A 13,314-nucleotide genomic window follows, 5' to 3' on the forward strand; every position below is an offset into this window, starting at 1 on the left:
TCGGTTTTCAGGGCAGGAGGTCGGCGGCGCGTGCGCGCAGGGGCAAGCCCATTCGCTGCGCCGCGCATTGCAGGTGGCGGATGGTGGCCTGGCGCGCCGCTTCGGCATTGCCGTCACGGATCGCCTCGAAGATGGCCTCGTGTTCCTGGTGCACGGACTCGGGCGAATGCGCTTGCTGCAGCGTGTTGGCGCGCGCGGTGGCAACGGCCTGGTGCAGCTGCAGGTTCATGTACTGCAGCAGCTGGCGGTAGTACGGGTTGTGGGTGGCACTGGCAATGCCGATGTGGAACGCGGCATCGAGATCGACCGCCGGCTGGGCATCATAAAGATGCGTCTTCAGCCGATGCAGCAGCCCGGCAAGGGCATCGACGTCGTCAGGGCTGCGCCGCATGGCGGCCAGTGCCGCGGCCGCACTCTCCAGGTCCATGCGCAGGTCATACAGGTCGGCCAGCTCGGCCCGTCCCAGATCGGGCTCGCGGGGAAGCTGGAAGCCGCCGGCACCGGTACGGGAACGCACGGTGCAACCCACGCCCTGGCGCGTTTCCACAAAGCCTTGAGAACGCAGATGCTCGGTCACCTCACGGATCACGGCGGCACTGACGCCGTACTGGTCGGCCAGCTGCTTGCCCGTGGGCAGTCGGTTGCCCACGGGGTAAACGCCGTTCTCAATGTCGGTCCGGATCTGGCGCGTGACCTGTTCGGTCAAGGTAATGGCTCGGGTTCGCATAGCGGCCCGATTATAGGGTTTGCAGGTTATCTGAAAACTACACGTAAACCCTTACCCGCGTGCCCATGATCTGCTGAACCGGCGGCGCGCAGAAGTTGCCCTTAGCCGCCGGCAAGCCGAAGCCGATCAGGCGGCTTCAGATTCCATCACGTACCCCATGCCGCGCGAAATCTGCAGCGCCGTATCCTTCAGGTTCTGCAGCCAGCTGTCCTGCAGGCGATCGGCGGGTGCCGACAGCGACAGGCCGGCCACCAGCCGGCGCGAATCATCGTAGATGCCGGCGGCGATGCAGCGCACGCCCAGTTCCAGCTCTTCGTTGTCGCGGGCGTAGCCGTTGCTGCGCACCCAGCCCAGTTCGCGCTCGAGCTTGGTCAGGTCGGTGATTGAAGTGCGCGTATGCCCGGCCAGCCCGGTGCGCGTGGCATAGCTGCGCACGCGCGTGGACTCGTCGGCGGCGAGGAACAGCTTGCCCACCGACGTCAGGTGCAGCGGCGCGCGTCCGCCAATGGCACGCACCACCTGCATGCCGGAGCGCTCGCTGTAGGCCCGCTCGATATACACGATCTCGTCGCCCTGGCGCACTGACAGGTTAACGGTCTGCCCGGTGACACGGTGCAGCGCGCGCATTGGCGCGAGCGCCGCGTCGCGCACCGACAGGCGTGCCTTGACCAGGTTGCCAAGCTCCAGCAGGCGCATGCCCAGCCGGTAGCTGCCCGGGTCCGAGCGATCGACAAAGCGGCACGCAACCATGTCGTTGAGGATACGGTGCGCGGTGGAAGGATGCAGTCCGGTAGACATCGACAGCTCTTTCAGGCTGACCGGGTCGGCGTGCTGGGCCAGTGCGTCCAGCAGCGTCATCATGCGTTCAATAACCTGGATCGATGTCTTTCCAGGCGACTTGTCTGCGTCTGACATAAGGAAATGTTGCCCTGCGGCAAATTAAGCGTTTGCCTGATTCTATCTCGCATCGTGAAAATTTCAATAGGTGAAATGACATTCCGGTAAGAATCCTCTCGTGATGTGCCCTCGGCTTGTGCGCCACCCGGCGCGCAAACGCGCATAATTGCGGGGTTTCGGGGTCTGGAGAAAGAAAGCAAATGCGAGTTGGCCTGTTCGCCACCTGCCTGGTGGACCTCATGCGCCCGGAGATCGGCTTCTCCGTGCTGAAGCTGCTGGAAGGCGCCGGCTACGAGGTGATGGTGCCCGAAGCCCAGACCTGCTGTGGCCAGCCCACCTACAACTCTGGCGAGCGCGCCGTGTCGCGCGACCTGGCGGAAAAATTCCTGCGCGAGTTCGAGATGTTCGACTACGTGGTGGTGCCGTCGGGAAGCTGCGGCGGCATGATCCGCCAGCACTATGCGGACCTGCTGCGCGATGACCCGGAACTCAACGGCCGCTATGAACGGCTGCGCGAACGCGTGTTCGAACTGACCGAATTCCTGGTGAACGTAGCGAAGATCGAACGGTTCGATTCCAATTTCGCCGGCCACGTCACGTATCACGATTCCTGCGCGGGCCTGCGCGAACTGGGCGTCAAGGCGCAGCCGCGCGAACTGCTGGGCAAGCTGCCGGGGGTGCAGCTCACCGAGATGAAGGACTGCGAGGCTTGCTGCGGCTTTGGCGGCACCTTCTCGGTCAAGTACGGCAATATCTCGACGGCGATCGTTGACGAGAAGTGCGCCAATATCAAGGCCAGCAGCGCGGATGCCGTGGTGCTGGGCGACCTGGGCTGCATGCTCAATATCGAAGGCCGCCTGCGCCGCAGCGGCGATACGCAAACGCGCGTGCTGCATATCGCGCAGGTCCTGGCGGGCGACGCCTGAGCACCGGAGACGCGACGATGCAAGTCCACAGCATGGAATTCAAGGCGCGCGCCGGCCAGAAGCTGGCTGACCAGCGCCTGCAGCAGAACCTCAAGAAGCTCTCCACCAAGTTTGTCACCGCGCGTGCCGATGCCATCCGCGATATCGATTTCGACGCGACCCGCGCCGCGCTGAAAGAGCGCCGCAACCGCGCGCTGGAAAACCTGGATGTCTGGCTCGCCACGTTTGAGGAAAACGCCACGCGCCGCGGCGCCACGGTGCTGTTCGCCGAGACCACGGCCGATGCGGCGCGCCTGGTCGCGGAGATCGCGCAGAAGCATGGCGTGAAGAAGGTCATCAAGAGCAAGTCGATGGTGACCGAGGAGATGCGGCTGAACCAGGTGCTCGGCGAGATGGGCGTGCAGAGCATCGAAACCGATCTCGGCGAGTACATCCTCCAGATCAACGACTCCGAGCCGCCGTCGCACATCATTGCGCCGGTGGTGCACAAGGACAAGGACGAGATTGCCGACCTGTTCGCGAAGGTCCACCAGAAGCCGCGCCTGACCGACATCCCGGAAATGACGCGCGAAGCGCGCGAGGTGCTGCGCCCCGAGTTCCTGTCCGCAGACATGGGCGTGACGGGGGGCAATTTCATCATTGCCGAAACCGGTTCGGTGGCGGTGGTCACCAACGAGGGCAATGAAGGCATGTGCACCGTCATGCCTCGCGTGCATGTGGCCGTCACCGGCATCGAGAAGGTGCTGCCGACGCTGGAAGACCTGGCGACCGTAATGCGGCTGCTGCCGCGTTCGGCGACCGGGCAGGCCATATCGAACTATTTCTCGCTACTGACCGGCCCGCGTGCCGAGGGTGAGCGCGATGGTCCCGAGCATATGTACTTCGTGCTCGTCGACGGCGGGCGCAGCGGGCTGATCGGCGGCGAATTCCAGGAGATGCTGCGCTGCATCCGCTGCGGCGCCTGCATGAACCATTGCCCGGTCTACCAGAAGATCGGCGGCCATGCCTATGGCTGGGTCTATCCGGGGCCGATGGGCAGCGTGCTGACGCCCAGCTACGTGGGCCTGGCCAATGCCGTGGACCTCCCGCAGGCGGCCACGATGTGCGGCGAATGCAATCGCGTGTGCCCGGCATCGATACCCTTGTCGGACCTGCTGCGCAAATTGCGCGAGAAGCAGATGGAGCGCGGCCTGCGCCCATGGCAGGAGCGCTTCGCGCTGCAGGCGTGGGGCTTCGTCGCCCGGCGTCCGGCACTCTATGCGCTGGCCAGCCGCTTTGGCGCGCGCGTGCTGGCGCGCATGGGCGGCAGCAATCAGTTGATCGCCAGCCTGCCCATGGCGGGCAAGGGCTGGACCCAGACGCGGGACATGCCCGCACCCTCGGGACGCACGTTCCGCGAGCTTTACAAGGAAAGGAGGGCACGCACATGAGCGCCGCCAATACAGAGACGCTGGCGCGCATGCGCTCGGCACTGGACCAGCACATTGGCGGCACACTGCCTGCCGTCGAACTTGTGACGGCGTGGCGCGAGGCAGCGCCCGCGCTGACGCTGCCGCCGGTTTTCGGTCAGGCGATGGAAGAACTGCTGCGCCGGCTGGAGATGTCGGCCGTGTTCGCGCAGGACAGCTGCTCGTTTTCGAGCACGGCGGTGACGGACCAGCTAAGGCGTTGGCTGGACAAGGCTGCTACGGTCTGACTGAAAAAAGAAAGGGAGCCTGGGCTCCCTTTCTTCATGTGTGCCGGAGCCTGATCAGCCCAGCAGCAACGCGTCGTCGTCCAGCTGTTCGTGCCGCGTCTGCTCGAACATGCGCAGCAGATCCGGCACATCGAGCCCCTTGCGCTTTTCACCGGACACATCCAGCACGACCTGGCCCTGGTGCAGCATCACCGTGCGTTGGCCATAGTCCAGCGCCTGGCGCATGCTGTGCGTGACCATCATCGTCGTCAGCTTGCTTTCCTCGACGATGCGCGCAGTCAGTTCCAACACGAACGCGGCGGTCTTCGGGTCAAGCGCGGCGGTGTGCTCGTCGAGCAGCAGGATTCGCGACGGCTGCAGCGATGCCATCAGCAGGCTCACCGCCTGGCGCTGCCCGCCGGAGAGCAGGCCGATGCGGTCGGTCAGGCGGTTTTCCAGGCCCAGGTTCAGCAGGCGCAGCTTCTCGCGGAACAGCTCGCGCGAGCCGCGGTTCAGCGCCGCGCGGAAGCCGCGCCTGGCGCCGCGCGCCATCGCCAGCGCCATGTTCTCTTCGATCGTCAGCGCTTCGCAGGTGCCGGCCATCGGGTCCTGAAAGACGCGTGCCACGAGGTGGGCGCGATCCCACGCTTGCTTGCGCGTCACGTCGGTGTCATCGATAGTGATGCGGCCCGAATCGACCATCTGGTCGCCGCTGATCGCGTTCAGGAAGGTCGACTTGCCGGCGCCGTTGGAGCCGATCACGGCCACGAACTGGCCGCTTGGGATCTCCAGGCTCAGGCCGCGCAGCGCGCGGGTCTCGATCGGGGTGCCGGGGTTGAAGGTGAGCTTCAGGTCTTGTGCGCGCAGCATCTCAGGCACCTCCGTTCTTGCGGGCAAACAGCTTCTTGCGGGTGGCGGGCAGCACCAGGGCGATCGTCACCAGCGCGGCGGTGACCAGGTTCAGGTCCTGCGCCTTGAGGCCGATGAAGTCGCTGTTCAGCGCCAGCGCAATGAAGAAGCGGTACAGGATGGCGCCCAGCACCACGGCGAGCGTGGTCCAGACCAGGCGGCGTGCCGGCAGGATGCTTTCGCCGATGATCACCGCGGCCAGGCCGATCACGATGGTGCCGATGCCCATCGAGATATCCGAGCCGCCCTGGGTCTGCGCGAACAGCGCGCCGGCCAGTGCGACCAGCCCGTTGGACAGCGCCATGCCGGCCAGCGTGGCGCGGCCCGTGGCGATGCCCTGCGCGCGCGCCATGCGCGGATTGGCGCCGGTCGCGCGCATGGCCAGGCCGAGCTGCGACGAGAAGAACCAGTCCAGGCCAACCTTGGCGATGACCACCACGATGAACAGCACCAGCGGGCGCAGCACGTAGTCAGGCAGCCAGTCGGGCTGCAGGATGGTGAACAGCGTCGGCTCCGTGATCAGCGGCACATTGGGGCGGCCCATGATGCGCAGGTTGACCGAGTACAGCGCGATCATCATCAGGATACTGGCGAGCAGGTCCATGATCTTGAGCCGCACATTGAGCCAGCCGGTGATGAAGCCAGCCAGGGCGCCGGCCACGATGGCGAGGGCGGTGGCGACAAACGGGTCCTGCCCGGCGGCGATCAGTGTCGCGGCCACGGCGCCGCCCAGCGGGAAGCTGCCGTCGACGGTCAGGTCGGGAAAATTGAGGATGCGGAAGGAAATCAGCACCCCGAGGGCAACCAGGCTGAAGATCAGGCCGATCTCCAGGGCGCCCAGAAGGGAAAAGAGGGACATGGTGAATCCTGTTGACAGCTGGCGCGGCCCGCCCGGATAAGGTTGGTCGGCTCGCCGTCTCGTTCAGGGGGCGGGCCCGGGTAGGGCAGTCTGGATCTTGTACTGTAGTGGACTAGCGGACGCGCGGCCGTCCGCGCGGCGCGGACGGCACAGGTCAGACGTTCTGCTTACTTGATGACGGTCTTGGCTTCCTTGATCAGCTCCGGCGACAGCGTCACGCCTTGCTTCTGCGCGGCGCCGGTGTTCACAAACAGTTCAAGGTTGTTGCTGGTTTCCGAGGCGATCGCGCCCGGCTTCTCGCCCTTCAGGATGCGCGCCACGACCTTGCCGGTCTGGTGGCCGAGGTCCAGGTAGTTGATGCCCAGTGCGGCGATGGCGCCACGCTTGACGCTGTCGGTGTCGGCGGCGATCAGCGGAATCTTCGATTCGTTGGCCACCTTGACCAGCGCTTCGTACGCCGAAACCACGTTGTTGTCGGTGTTGGTGTAGATCACGTCCACCTTGCCGATCAGGCTCTTGGCGGCGGCACCGATGTCAACCGTGCGCGGGGCGGCGGCTTCCTTCAGCGTCAGGCCCTGCTTGGCCAGCAGTTCCTTCAGTTCCTTGACCACCACGACCGAGTTGGCCTCGCCCGGGTTGTAGACCATGCCGACGGTCTTGGCATGCGGCACCACGCGCTTGATCAGGGCCACTTGCTTGTCCAGCGGCAGCTTGTCCGACACGCCGGTCACGTTGGTGCCCGACGGCGCCCAGCTCTTGACCAGTTGCGCGGCGACCGGATCGGTCACGCCCGAGTACACCACGGGCACGGTCTTGGTGGCGGCGACCACGGCCTGGGCCGACGGCGTGGCGATGGCAACGATCACATTCGGGTTGTCGCCGACGAACTTGCGGGCAATCTGGGCGGCGGTGCCGGTGTTGCCCTGTGCGCTCTGGTATTCCCACTTCAGGTTCTTGTCGGCGTCATAGCCGGCGGCCTTCAGCTCCTCGCGCACGCCGTCGCGGATGGCGTCCAGTGCGGGGTGTTCCACGATCGACAGGACCTTGACGGTCTGGGCGTGCACGGCGCCGCCGCACAGCAATGCCAGCGCGACTGCGCCGCCGAGGATGGATTTGGTTGCCTTGAGACCCTTCATCTTGATCTGTTCTCCTCCGAGTGACTCGGTTCTGGATGGTATGCCGCGCACAAGCTTGGTCTCACTGCCGGCGCCGCCACGTGGGCGGCACCTGCTCCGGGCGGCAGGGCACTTCCGGCGGCTGATGGAAGGGCGCGCCTGCGCGAAAGCAAGACAGCGATAAGCCTGCGAGGATACCACTTCTCGCGCACGATATGCGAAGTCCCGGAGCGGATGCGGGGCATCCGATGCTGCCAGAACCCCGTTATTAGCCATCCAGGCGCAGATTATTGCGCGGGATTGCAGATTTCCTTGTGGATTTCCCCGATTGCGGTAATCACGTCTTCATGCAATTGCGTTTGCCACGCATCGATGTTTTCACGCAATTGATCGAGCGACGTGGCGCCGACGATGGTGCTGGCGGCGAACCAGCGCGAATAGCACCAGGCCAGGGCCAGCGCCGCCGGCGACAGCCCGGCCGTGCGCGCCAGTTCGACATAGCGGGCCGAGGCCGCCATGGTCTCCGGGCGCATGTAGCGCGGGCTCCAGTCGGCGCCGAAGCGTGTCAGGCGGCCGATTGCGGCGTCGTTGAACACTGGCCTGGCCGGATCGCCGCTCAGATACTTGCCGGTGAGCTGGCCGAATGCGAGCGGACTGTAGACCAGCAGGCTCACGTCGGTGCGGAAGCACGCCTCGTCCAGGCCCTGTTCGAAGCTGCGGTTGACCAGGTTGTACGGGTTCTGGATGGTCGCGATGCGCGGCAGCCCATGCTGCTCCGCCAGCCTGACGAATTCCGCCACGCCCCACGGGGTTTCGTTGGAGACGCCGACATAGCGGATCTTCCCCGCCTGCACCAGTTCAGCAAAGGTTTCCAGCTGCGCCTGGATCGAGATGCAGGGCCGTTCCTTGGCCGGATCGAAGCTCGTCTGGCCGAAGATCGGCGCGTTGCGCGCGGGCCAGTGGATCTGGTACAGGTCGATGTAGTCGGTCTGCAGCCGCTGCAGCGAGGCGTCGACCGCCGCGCGGATGCCCGCGGGCGTCAGGTCGTCGCCATTGCGGATCCAGGGCATCCGGCCGGGGCCGGCCACCTTGGTGGCGAGCACCACGCGGTCGCGCGGCTGGTGCCGGAGCCAGTTGCCGATGATCTGCTCGGTCCGGCTATAGGTTTCGGCGCACGGCCTGACCGGATACATCTCGGCGGTATCAATGAAATTGATCCCGCGCGAGAAAGCGTAGTCGAGCTGGCTATGGCCCTCGGCTTCGGTGTTCTGCTCGCCGAAGGTCATGGTACCCAGGCAAATGCGCGAGACCTGCAGGTCGCTGCGTCCGAGGCGGATGGTTTCCATGTCGCTCTCCTTGCTGTCTTGCGTTGGCTTCAGGCGCGCAGCGCGGCGGCGCAGTCGCGCACCAGAGTCGGGCCGCGGTAGATCAGGCCGCTGTAGACCTGCACGAGCTTCGCGCCGGCATCGATCTTCGCGCGCGCGTCGGCGCCGCTGAAAATGCCGCCCACGCCGATGATGGGCACCGCGTCGCCGACCACCTGGCGCAGCGCGCGCACCACATGGGTCGACTGCTCGAACACCGGCCGGCCGGACAGGCCGCCGGCTTCTTCCGCATGCGGCAGGCCTTTCACGGCATCGCGCGAGATCGTGGTGTTGGTGGCAATCACGCCGTCGATCTTGTGGCGCACCAGCGCGTCGCCGATATTGCCGATCTGGTCGGCGTCGAGGTCCGGCGCAATCTTCAGCGCCACCGGCACGTAGCGCTTGTGCTGGTCGGCCAGGCGCTGCTGGGCGGATTTGAGTGTCGACAGCAGGCTGTCGAGTTCGCTGGCGCCCTGAAGCTGGCGCAGGTTCTTGGTATTGGGCGACGAGATGTTCACCGTCACGTAGCTTGCGTGCGGATAGACGCGCTCCAGGCAGTACAGGTAGTCGTCGGCGGCGCGTTCGATCGGCGTGTCGGCATTCTTGCCGATGTTCAGGCCCAGCACGCCGCCTTCGGCCTTCCAGCGCGATGCCCTGACGTTCGCGATAAAGGCATCGACGCCGCCGTTGTTGAAGCCCATGCGATTGATCAGCGCGTCGGCCTGCGGCAGTCGGAACATGCGCGGGCGAGGGTTGCCGGCCTGTGCGCGCGGGGTCACGGTGCCCACCTCGATGAAGCCGAAGCCGAACGCCGCGAGCCCGTCGATATAGGCGCCGTCCTTGTCCAGGCCGGCAGCAAGGCCTACCGGGTTCGGAAAGCGCACCCCCATCACCGTGCGCGGATCGTCGGCGACGCGGTTGCCGATGCAGCCGGCCAGGCCCATGCGCTTCGCGCGCAGCAGGTTGTTCAGGGTGAAGTGGTGAGCGTCCTCCGCGTCCATCGAAAACAGGGCGGGGCGGAGCAGGGGGTAGAGCGCGTTGAGCACGGGGAGAGGCGACCGGAGGGCCGGTGCAGAGTGAAAACCAAGCCGGCATTGTAGCGGCTGGGGCGCTTGCCCGCGCGCCGCGCGGCCTTGCCTGCCCGCCGCTGCCGGCTTATTCCTGCGCGATGCCGGAGCCGTCTTCCGATGCGGCCGACGGGGCGCCGCCCGCGTTGTCCTCGAACGCCTGCCACTGGTTGCCGGTCAGCACCTGCAACGGACGGAAGCGTGCCTTGTAGGCCATCTTTCGGCTTTCCGCGATCCAGTAGCCCAGGTACAGGTGCGGCAGGCCAAGTTCGTGCGTCTGGCGGATCTGCCAGAGGATGTTGTAGGTGCCGTAGCTGGCGTTGCGCTCGAGCGGATCGTAGAAGGTGTAGACCGATGACAGGCCGTCATCGAGTACGTCGATCATGCTGACCATGCGCAGCTTGCCGGCTTCCGGCGAGCCCGGCGGTTCGCGGAATTCCACCAGGCGCGAGTTCACGCGGCTCTGCAGCAGGAACTGCTCGTACTGGTCGCGGCTGTCCTGGTCCATGCCACCGCCGGCGTGGCGCATCGACTGGTACAACAGGTACAGCGCGTAGTGCTCTTCGACGTACGTCAGCGGCGCCACCAGCGCCTGCAGGTGACCGTGGCGGCGCCAGGCGCGGCGTTGCGAGCGGTCCGGTTCGAACTGGTCCACCAGCACGCGGCACGGCGTGCAGGCGTGGCATTCATCGCAATACGGCCGGTAGGTGAAGATGCCGCTGCGGCGGAAGCCCGCGCGCACCAGCCGCGAGTAGACGTCCGCATTGATCAGGTGGGCCGGCGTCGCCACCTGCGAGCGGGCCATGCGGCCTTCGAGATAGCTGCAGGCGTAGGGCGCCGTGGCATAGAACTGCAGCGCGGAAAGCGGAAGCTCCTTCAGCTTGCTCATGGCTCGGACCTGGGGCGGATGATGCAGCCAGCTTGTCAGACGGCCGGGGTGGCGGGCGTGGCGGTCCACCGCTCCAGCACCGATTTGTCGAACCGCCACGGCGTGATCGCCGGTTGTGCCGAGGCAGTCCGCACATGGGCCAGGAACTCCGCGCGCGAAATCGGGCGCGCGCCAAGCGAGGCCAGGTGATCGGTTTCCTGCTGGCAGTCTATCATCGGCACGCCGTGGTTGCCGAGGAACGCGCACAGCGCCGCCAGTGCGATCTTGGAGGCATCCGTGCGGTGCGCGAACATCGATTCGCCATAGAACATGCGGCCCAGCGCCACGCCATAAAGGCCGCCCACGCGTTCGCCGCGATACCAGGCTTCCACCGAGTGCGCCATGCCGTTGGCATGCAGCGCGCCGTAGGCAGTGATGATCTCCTGGGTGATCCAGGTGCCATCCTGGCCTTCGCGCGGCGTCAGCGCGCAGGCGCGCATCACGGCCAGGAAATCATCGTCGACGCGGATTTCCCAGTCGGGGTCGCGCAGCACGCGGCGCAGCGTCTTGCGGAACGTGGTGGAGATTCTGAGTGCCTGCGGTGCGAGGACCATGCGCGGATCGGTGCTCCACCACAGCACCGGCTGGCCAACCGAGTACCACGGGAAAATGCCCTGGCGGTAAGCCAGCAGCAGGCGCTGCGGAGACAGGTCGCGGCTCGCGGCCAGCAGGCCCGGCGCTTCGGTGGCTGGCCCCAGCGCGCGCTCCACCGGCGGAAACGGATCCTGCGGATCCAGCCAGGCAATCATGCTGGGGCTGCCGGGGCAGGGTGGATCAGGGGGTGACCGTCGCCCGGCTGGTCAGCGGGCGCATGGGCTTGTCGATATCGAGACTGTGCAGCCGGAAGCTGCCGTCCTGCAGGCGGCCAGCGGCGCGGTCCGCAAAGAAGCAGCGCAGCGTATGGATCACCGTGGGAAAGGCGAGTTCGTCCCACGGCACGTCGGCTTCTGCCACCAGCTTGACTTCCAGGCTTTCCTCGCCTGGGTCGACGTCCAGATCCTCCAGCGTAGCCAAGTAGAAAAGGTGTACCTGGTGTACGTGCGGCACGTTCAGGATCGAGAACAGTTCCCCCATTTTCACCCGCGCGCCGGCTTCTTCCAGCGTTTCGCGCGAGGCCCCCTGCGCCGTGGTCTCGCCGATTTCCATGAAGCCGGCGGGCAGCGTCCAGAAGCCATAGCGCGGCTCGATCGCGCGCTTGCACAGCAGGATCTTGTCTTCCCAGACCGGGATCGTGCCGACCACGTTGCGCGGATTTACGTAGTGGATGGTGCCGCAGTTGTCACAAATGCTGCGCGGGCGGTTGTCGCCGTCTGGTACGCGCAGCACAACCGCATGGCCACAGTTCGAGCAGAATTTCATGAGGGGCGTCCGGGAGGAATGGGGCAAAGTGTATCACCGCGCGGCCCGCATGCCGGAGAGGCAAGGCGCCAGTGCGTGCGTTGCTGGACCAGGAGACCCGGAAAGCAAAAAGCCCGCGATTGCGGGCTTTGCTGATTCGACGCTTTGATGCTTTGGTTGCGGGGGCAGGACTTGAACCTGCGACCTTCGGGTTATGAGCCCGACGAGCTGCCAACTGCTCCACCCCGCGTCCGTCGAAGAAAAGATTATAAGGCAGTGGCCGCCGCATTGCAACATCTGTCCGAAGAAATTGTGAGGCAGCGTGCAATGCCGTCTGCCATAACCGTTAGACGACCGCCAGGTCGGCAAGGTTCAGCCTTCCGCCGGCCTTTCGCTTGTGCGTTGCCACAGCGACGCGGCGAACTCGAAGCTGTCGCGCTGGAGCAGGTCGTCACGTTGCCAGATCACGCGGTCGCGGCGCACGGTCAGCATCCACGTAGTGGTGGTGAGCGGTTGCGGATGCGCGAACGCGCGTGGCGTCATCACGGCGCCGCAAGGTCCATGCTGCGGGTCACGCACCGAGGTGTAGCGGATCAGGCCAATGCCGGCTTCGCGCGCGACGCGGCCGAACGCCTGGCAGGCTTCGTGGCTGTCGGGGTCCATCCAATGGGCGCGGTCATGGTCGAACGGCGGTGTGTCCAGTGCCACGCCGTCGGTGCGCACGCTGACCTCGAACAGCGTCTGGGCGCGCGCGTCGATGCGGGGCAGGGCCGGGCTGTCATTCAGGAAGCGCCAGCGCCAGTAGCCCAGTTCGGCGCAGGCGGTGCGGATTTCCTCGGCGCCATAGAACACGCCCGGATCCTGCGCGGCCCGGAAGCGCGAGCCCCACGGCGATGGCGGATAGCGGAACGGCGTGAACAGCAGATAGTGGAGATGGCGCGCGTCGGCGGGCACAGCGGGTTTGCCGGCGTCGAGCACGGCTTCCAGTACGGCCTGCTCCTCGAGGCTGTCGACCAGCGGCATGGTCGAAACCACGTGCTGGGCTTCCACCGCACGCCAGAGGCTGAGCGCGAACGGCCGGCGCTCAGACGCGACCGCGGGTGGCGTCCAGGTAGTGAACGACACGAACGAGACCTTCGGTGGTGCGGATCATTTCAAGGGGTTTGCCGCCAAGCGCGAGGTTCTCGTTGGTCAGCCATAGCCGGGCCTGGTCGCCATGCCCGAGGATGGCATCGAGCGAGCGGAACAGCCGTACGAATAGCACGCCGAATTCCCACTCCTTGCGATGCTTGTCGAGGATATACAGGCCGGACGCCATACGCGAAACCGACGCCGTGCTGATGCCGAGCACGCTGGCGACGATCGCCTGGCTGATGCCCAGGAAGCCGGCCGCGCGCATGACGGCCTTGGTCAGCGTGGCGCCAGGGTCGGGACCGCTGGCGGGTTCTGCTTCCGGAATTCGCCTGGATTGCATCGCCTCTGCTCCTGTTTCTTCAGAAACATTATAGG

Annotated in this window: 15 protein-coding genes and 1 tRNA gene; 3 read left to right on the plus strand and 13 right to left on the minus strand. The window is 65.8% G+C overall.

The features are described from left to right. Window positions 1-7 precede the first annotated feature (7 nt). Window positions 8-727: a FadR/GntR family transcriptional regulator gene (locus ACIGJB_RS06730; RefSeq protein ID WP_483731946.1), complete on the minus strand. Its 720-nt coding sequence runs from the start codon at window positions 725-727 to the stop codon at window positions 8-10. A gap of 126 nt (window positions 728-853) precedes the next feature. Next, window positions 854-1,642, minus strand: coding sequence for an IclR family transcriptional regulator (locus ACIGJB_RS06735; protein ID WP_483711166.1), 789 nt, complete (start codon window positions 1,640-1,642; stop codon window positions 854-856). A 182-nt stretch (window positions 1,643-1,824) separates the two neighbouring features. On the opposite strand from ACIGJB_RS06735, the gene ACIGJB_RS06740 reads away from it, so the two are divergent. From ACIGJB_RS06740 to ACIGJB_RS06750, 3 genes are read left to right on the plus strand one after another with little or no spacing between them, the layout of a single operon-like run. Continuing rightward, a complete protein-coding gene (locus ACIGJB_RS06740; RefSeq protein ID WP_483731947.1) occupies window positions 1,825-2,550 on the plus strand; it encodes a (Fe-S)-binding protein in 726 nt (241 codons plus the stop codon). Between the two features lie 17 nt (window positions 2,551-2,567). Next, window positions 2,568-3,980 carry a LutB/LldF family L-lactate oxidation iron-sulfur protein gene (locus ACIGJB_RS06745; protein ID WP_483731948.1) on the plus strand — a complete coding sequence of 471 codons (1,413 nt, stop codon included), beginning with the start codon at window positions 2,568-2,570 and terminating at the stop codon, window positions 3,978-3,980. After that, window positions 3,977-4,246: a hypothetical protein gene (locus ACIGJB_RS06750; protein ID WP_483731949.1), complete on the plus strand. Its 270-nt coding sequence runs from the start codon at window positions 3,977-3,979 to the stop codon at window positions 4,244-4,246. The genes ACIGJB_RS06745 and ACIGJB_RS06750 overlap by 4 nt, the downstream gene beginning before the upstream one ends. Window positions 4,247-4,300: 54 nt before the next feature. Here ACIGJB_RS06750 and ACIGJB_RS06755 read toward each other — a convergent pair whose 3' ends face one another. From ACIGJB_RS06755 to ACIGJB_RS06805, 11 genes are all read right to left on the minus strand, one after another. Continuing rightward, on the minus strand, window positions 4,301-5,095 hold the full coding sequence (locus tag ACIGJB_RS06755) for an ABC transporter ATP-binding protein (protein ID WP_483731950.1): 795 nt from the start codon (window positions 5,093-5,095) through the stop codon (window positions 4,301-4,303). 1 nt (window position 5,096) lies between these two features. Next, a complete protein-coding gene (locus ACIGJB_RS06760; protein ID WP_483711171.1) occupies window positions 5,097-5,993 on the minus strand; it encodes an ABC transporter permease in 897 nt (298 codons plus the stop codon). 167 nt (window positions 5,994-6,160) lie between these two features. Then, on the minus strand, window positions 6,161-7,129 hold the full coding sequence (locus ACIGJB_RS06765; protein ID WP_483731951.1) for an ABC transporter substrate-binding protein: 969 nt from the start codon (window positions 7,127-7,129) through the stop codon (window positions 6,161-6,163). A gap of 266 nt (window positions 7,130-7,395) precedes the next feature. Further along, on the minus strand, window positions 7,396-8,454 hold the full coding sequence (locus ACIGJB_RS06770; RefSeq protein WP_483731952.1) for an aldo/keto reductase: 1,059 nt from the start codon (window positions 8,452-8,454) through the stop codon (window positions 7,396-7,398). A 29-nt stretch (window positions 8,455-8,483) separates the two neighbouring features. After that, window positions 8,484-9,518, minus strand: a complete 1,035-nt coding sequence (locus ACIGJB_RS06775) for a quinone-dependent dihydroorotate dehydrogenase (RefSeq protein WP_483731953.1) — start codon at window positions 9,516-9,518, stop codon at window positions 8,484-8,486. 109 nt (window positions 9,519-9,627) lie between these two features. Next, complete coding sequence (locus tag ACIGJB_RS06780; RefSeq protein ID WP_483731954.1) at window positions 9,628-10,428, minus strand: arginyltransferase; 801 nt, start codon at window positions 10,426-10,428, stop codon at window positions 9,628-9,630. Window positions 10,429-10,463: 35 nt separating this feature from the next. Further along, window positions 10,464-11,216: a leucyl/phenylalanyl-tRNA--protein transferase gene (aat, locus tag ACIGJB_RS06785; RefSeq protein WP_483731955.1), complete on the minus strand. Its 753-nt coding sequence runs from the start codon at window positions 11,214-11,216 to the stop codon at window positions 10,464-10,466. Between the two features lie 25 nt (window positions 11,217-11,241). Further along, window positions 11,242-11,826: an NUDIX hydrolase gene (locus ACIGJB_RS06790; protein WP_483711177.1), complete on the minus strand. Its 585-nt coding sequence runs from the start codon at window positions 11,824-11,826 to the stop codon at window positions 11,242-11,244. A 153-nt stretch (window positions 11,827-11,979) separates the two neighbouring features. After that, window positions 11,980-12,055, minus strand: a tRNA-Met gene (locus ACIGJB_RS06795). Window positions 12,056-12,177: 122 nt separating this feature from the next. Beyond that, the gene (locus tag ACIGJB_RS06800) at window positions 12,178-12,930 is read right to left on the minus strand and encodes an RES family NAD+ phosphorylase (protein WP_483731956.1); all 753 of its coding nucleotides are present in this window, start codon (window positions 12,928-12,930) and stop codon (window positions 12,178-12,180) included. Continuing rightward, entirely contained in the window at window positions 12,890-13,279 is a 390-nt protein-coding gene (locus tag ACIGJB_RS06805) for an antitoxin Xre/MbcA/ParS toxin-binding domain-containing protein (protein WP_483731957.1), read from the minus strand. The genes ACIGJB_RS06800 and ACIGJB_RS06805 overlap by 41 nt, the downstream gene beginning before the upstream one ends. Between the last annotated feature and the right edge of the window lie 35 nt (window positions 13,280-13,314).

Source organism: Cupriavidus sp. C2SS-8b (assembly GCF_057073745.1).

What these genes read in the sequence shown, in the direction of transcription:
- ACIGJB_RS06790 (WP_483711177.1), bottom strand. Translation starts at nt 11,826, where the DNA reads ATGAAATTCTGCTCGAACTGTGGCCATGCGGTTGTGCTGCGCGTACCA.
- ACIGJB_RS06780 (WP_483731954.1), bottom strand. Translation starts at nt 10,428, where the DNA reads ATGAGCAAGCTGAAGGAGCTTCCGCTTTCCGCGCTGCAGTTCTATGCC.
- ACIGJB_RS06805 (WP_483731957.1), bottom strand. Translation starts at nt 13,279, where the DNA reads ATGCAATCCAGGCGAATTCCGGAAGCAGAACCCGCCAGCGGTCCCGAC.
- ACIGJB_RS06760 (WP_483711171.1), bottom strand. Translation starts at nt 5,993, where the DNA reads ATGTCCCTCTTTTCCCTTCTGGGCGCCCTGGAGATCGGCCTGATCTTC.
- ACIGJB_RS06770 (WP_483731952.1), bottom strand. Translation starts at nt 8,454, where the DNA reads ATGGAAACCATCCGCCTCGGACGCAGCGACCTGCAGGTCTCGCGCATT.
- ACIGJB_RS06740 (WP_483731947.1), top strand. Translation starts at nt 1,825, where the DNA reads ATGCGAGTTGGCCTGTTCGCCACCTGCCTGGTGGACCTCATGCGCCCG.
- ACIGJB_RS06745 (WP_483731948.1), top strand. Translation starts at nt 2,568, where the DNA reads ATGCAAGTCCACAGCATGGAATTCAAGGCGCGCGCCGGCCAGAAGCTG.
- ACIGJB_RS06765 (WP_483731951.1), bottom strand. Translation starts at nt 7,129, where the DNA reads ATGAAGGGTCTCAAGGCAACCAAATCCATCCTCGGCGGCGCAGTCGCG.
- ACIGJB_RS06755 (WP_483731950.1), bottom strand. Translation starts at nt 5,095, where the DNA reads ATGCTGCGCGCACAAGACCTGAAGCTCACCTTCAACCCCGGCACCCCG.
- aat (WP_483731955.1), bottom strand. Translation starts at nt 11,216, where the DNA reads ATGATTGCCTGGCTGGATCCGCAGGATCCGTTTCCGCCGGTGGAGCGC.
- ACIGJB_RS06735 (WP_483711166.1), bottom strand. Translation starts at nt 1,642, where the DNA reads ATGTCAGACGCAGACAAGTCGCCTGGAAAGACATCGATCCAGGTTATT.
- ACIGJB_RS06730 (WP_483731946.1), bottom strand. Translation starts at nt 727, where the DNA reads ATGCGAACCCGAGCCATTACCTTGACCGAACAGGTCACGCGCCAGATC.
- ACIGJB_RS06750 (WP_483731949.1), top strand. Translation starts at nt 3,977, where the DNA reads ATGAGCGCCGCCAATACAGAGACGCTGGCGCGCATGCGCTCGGCACTG.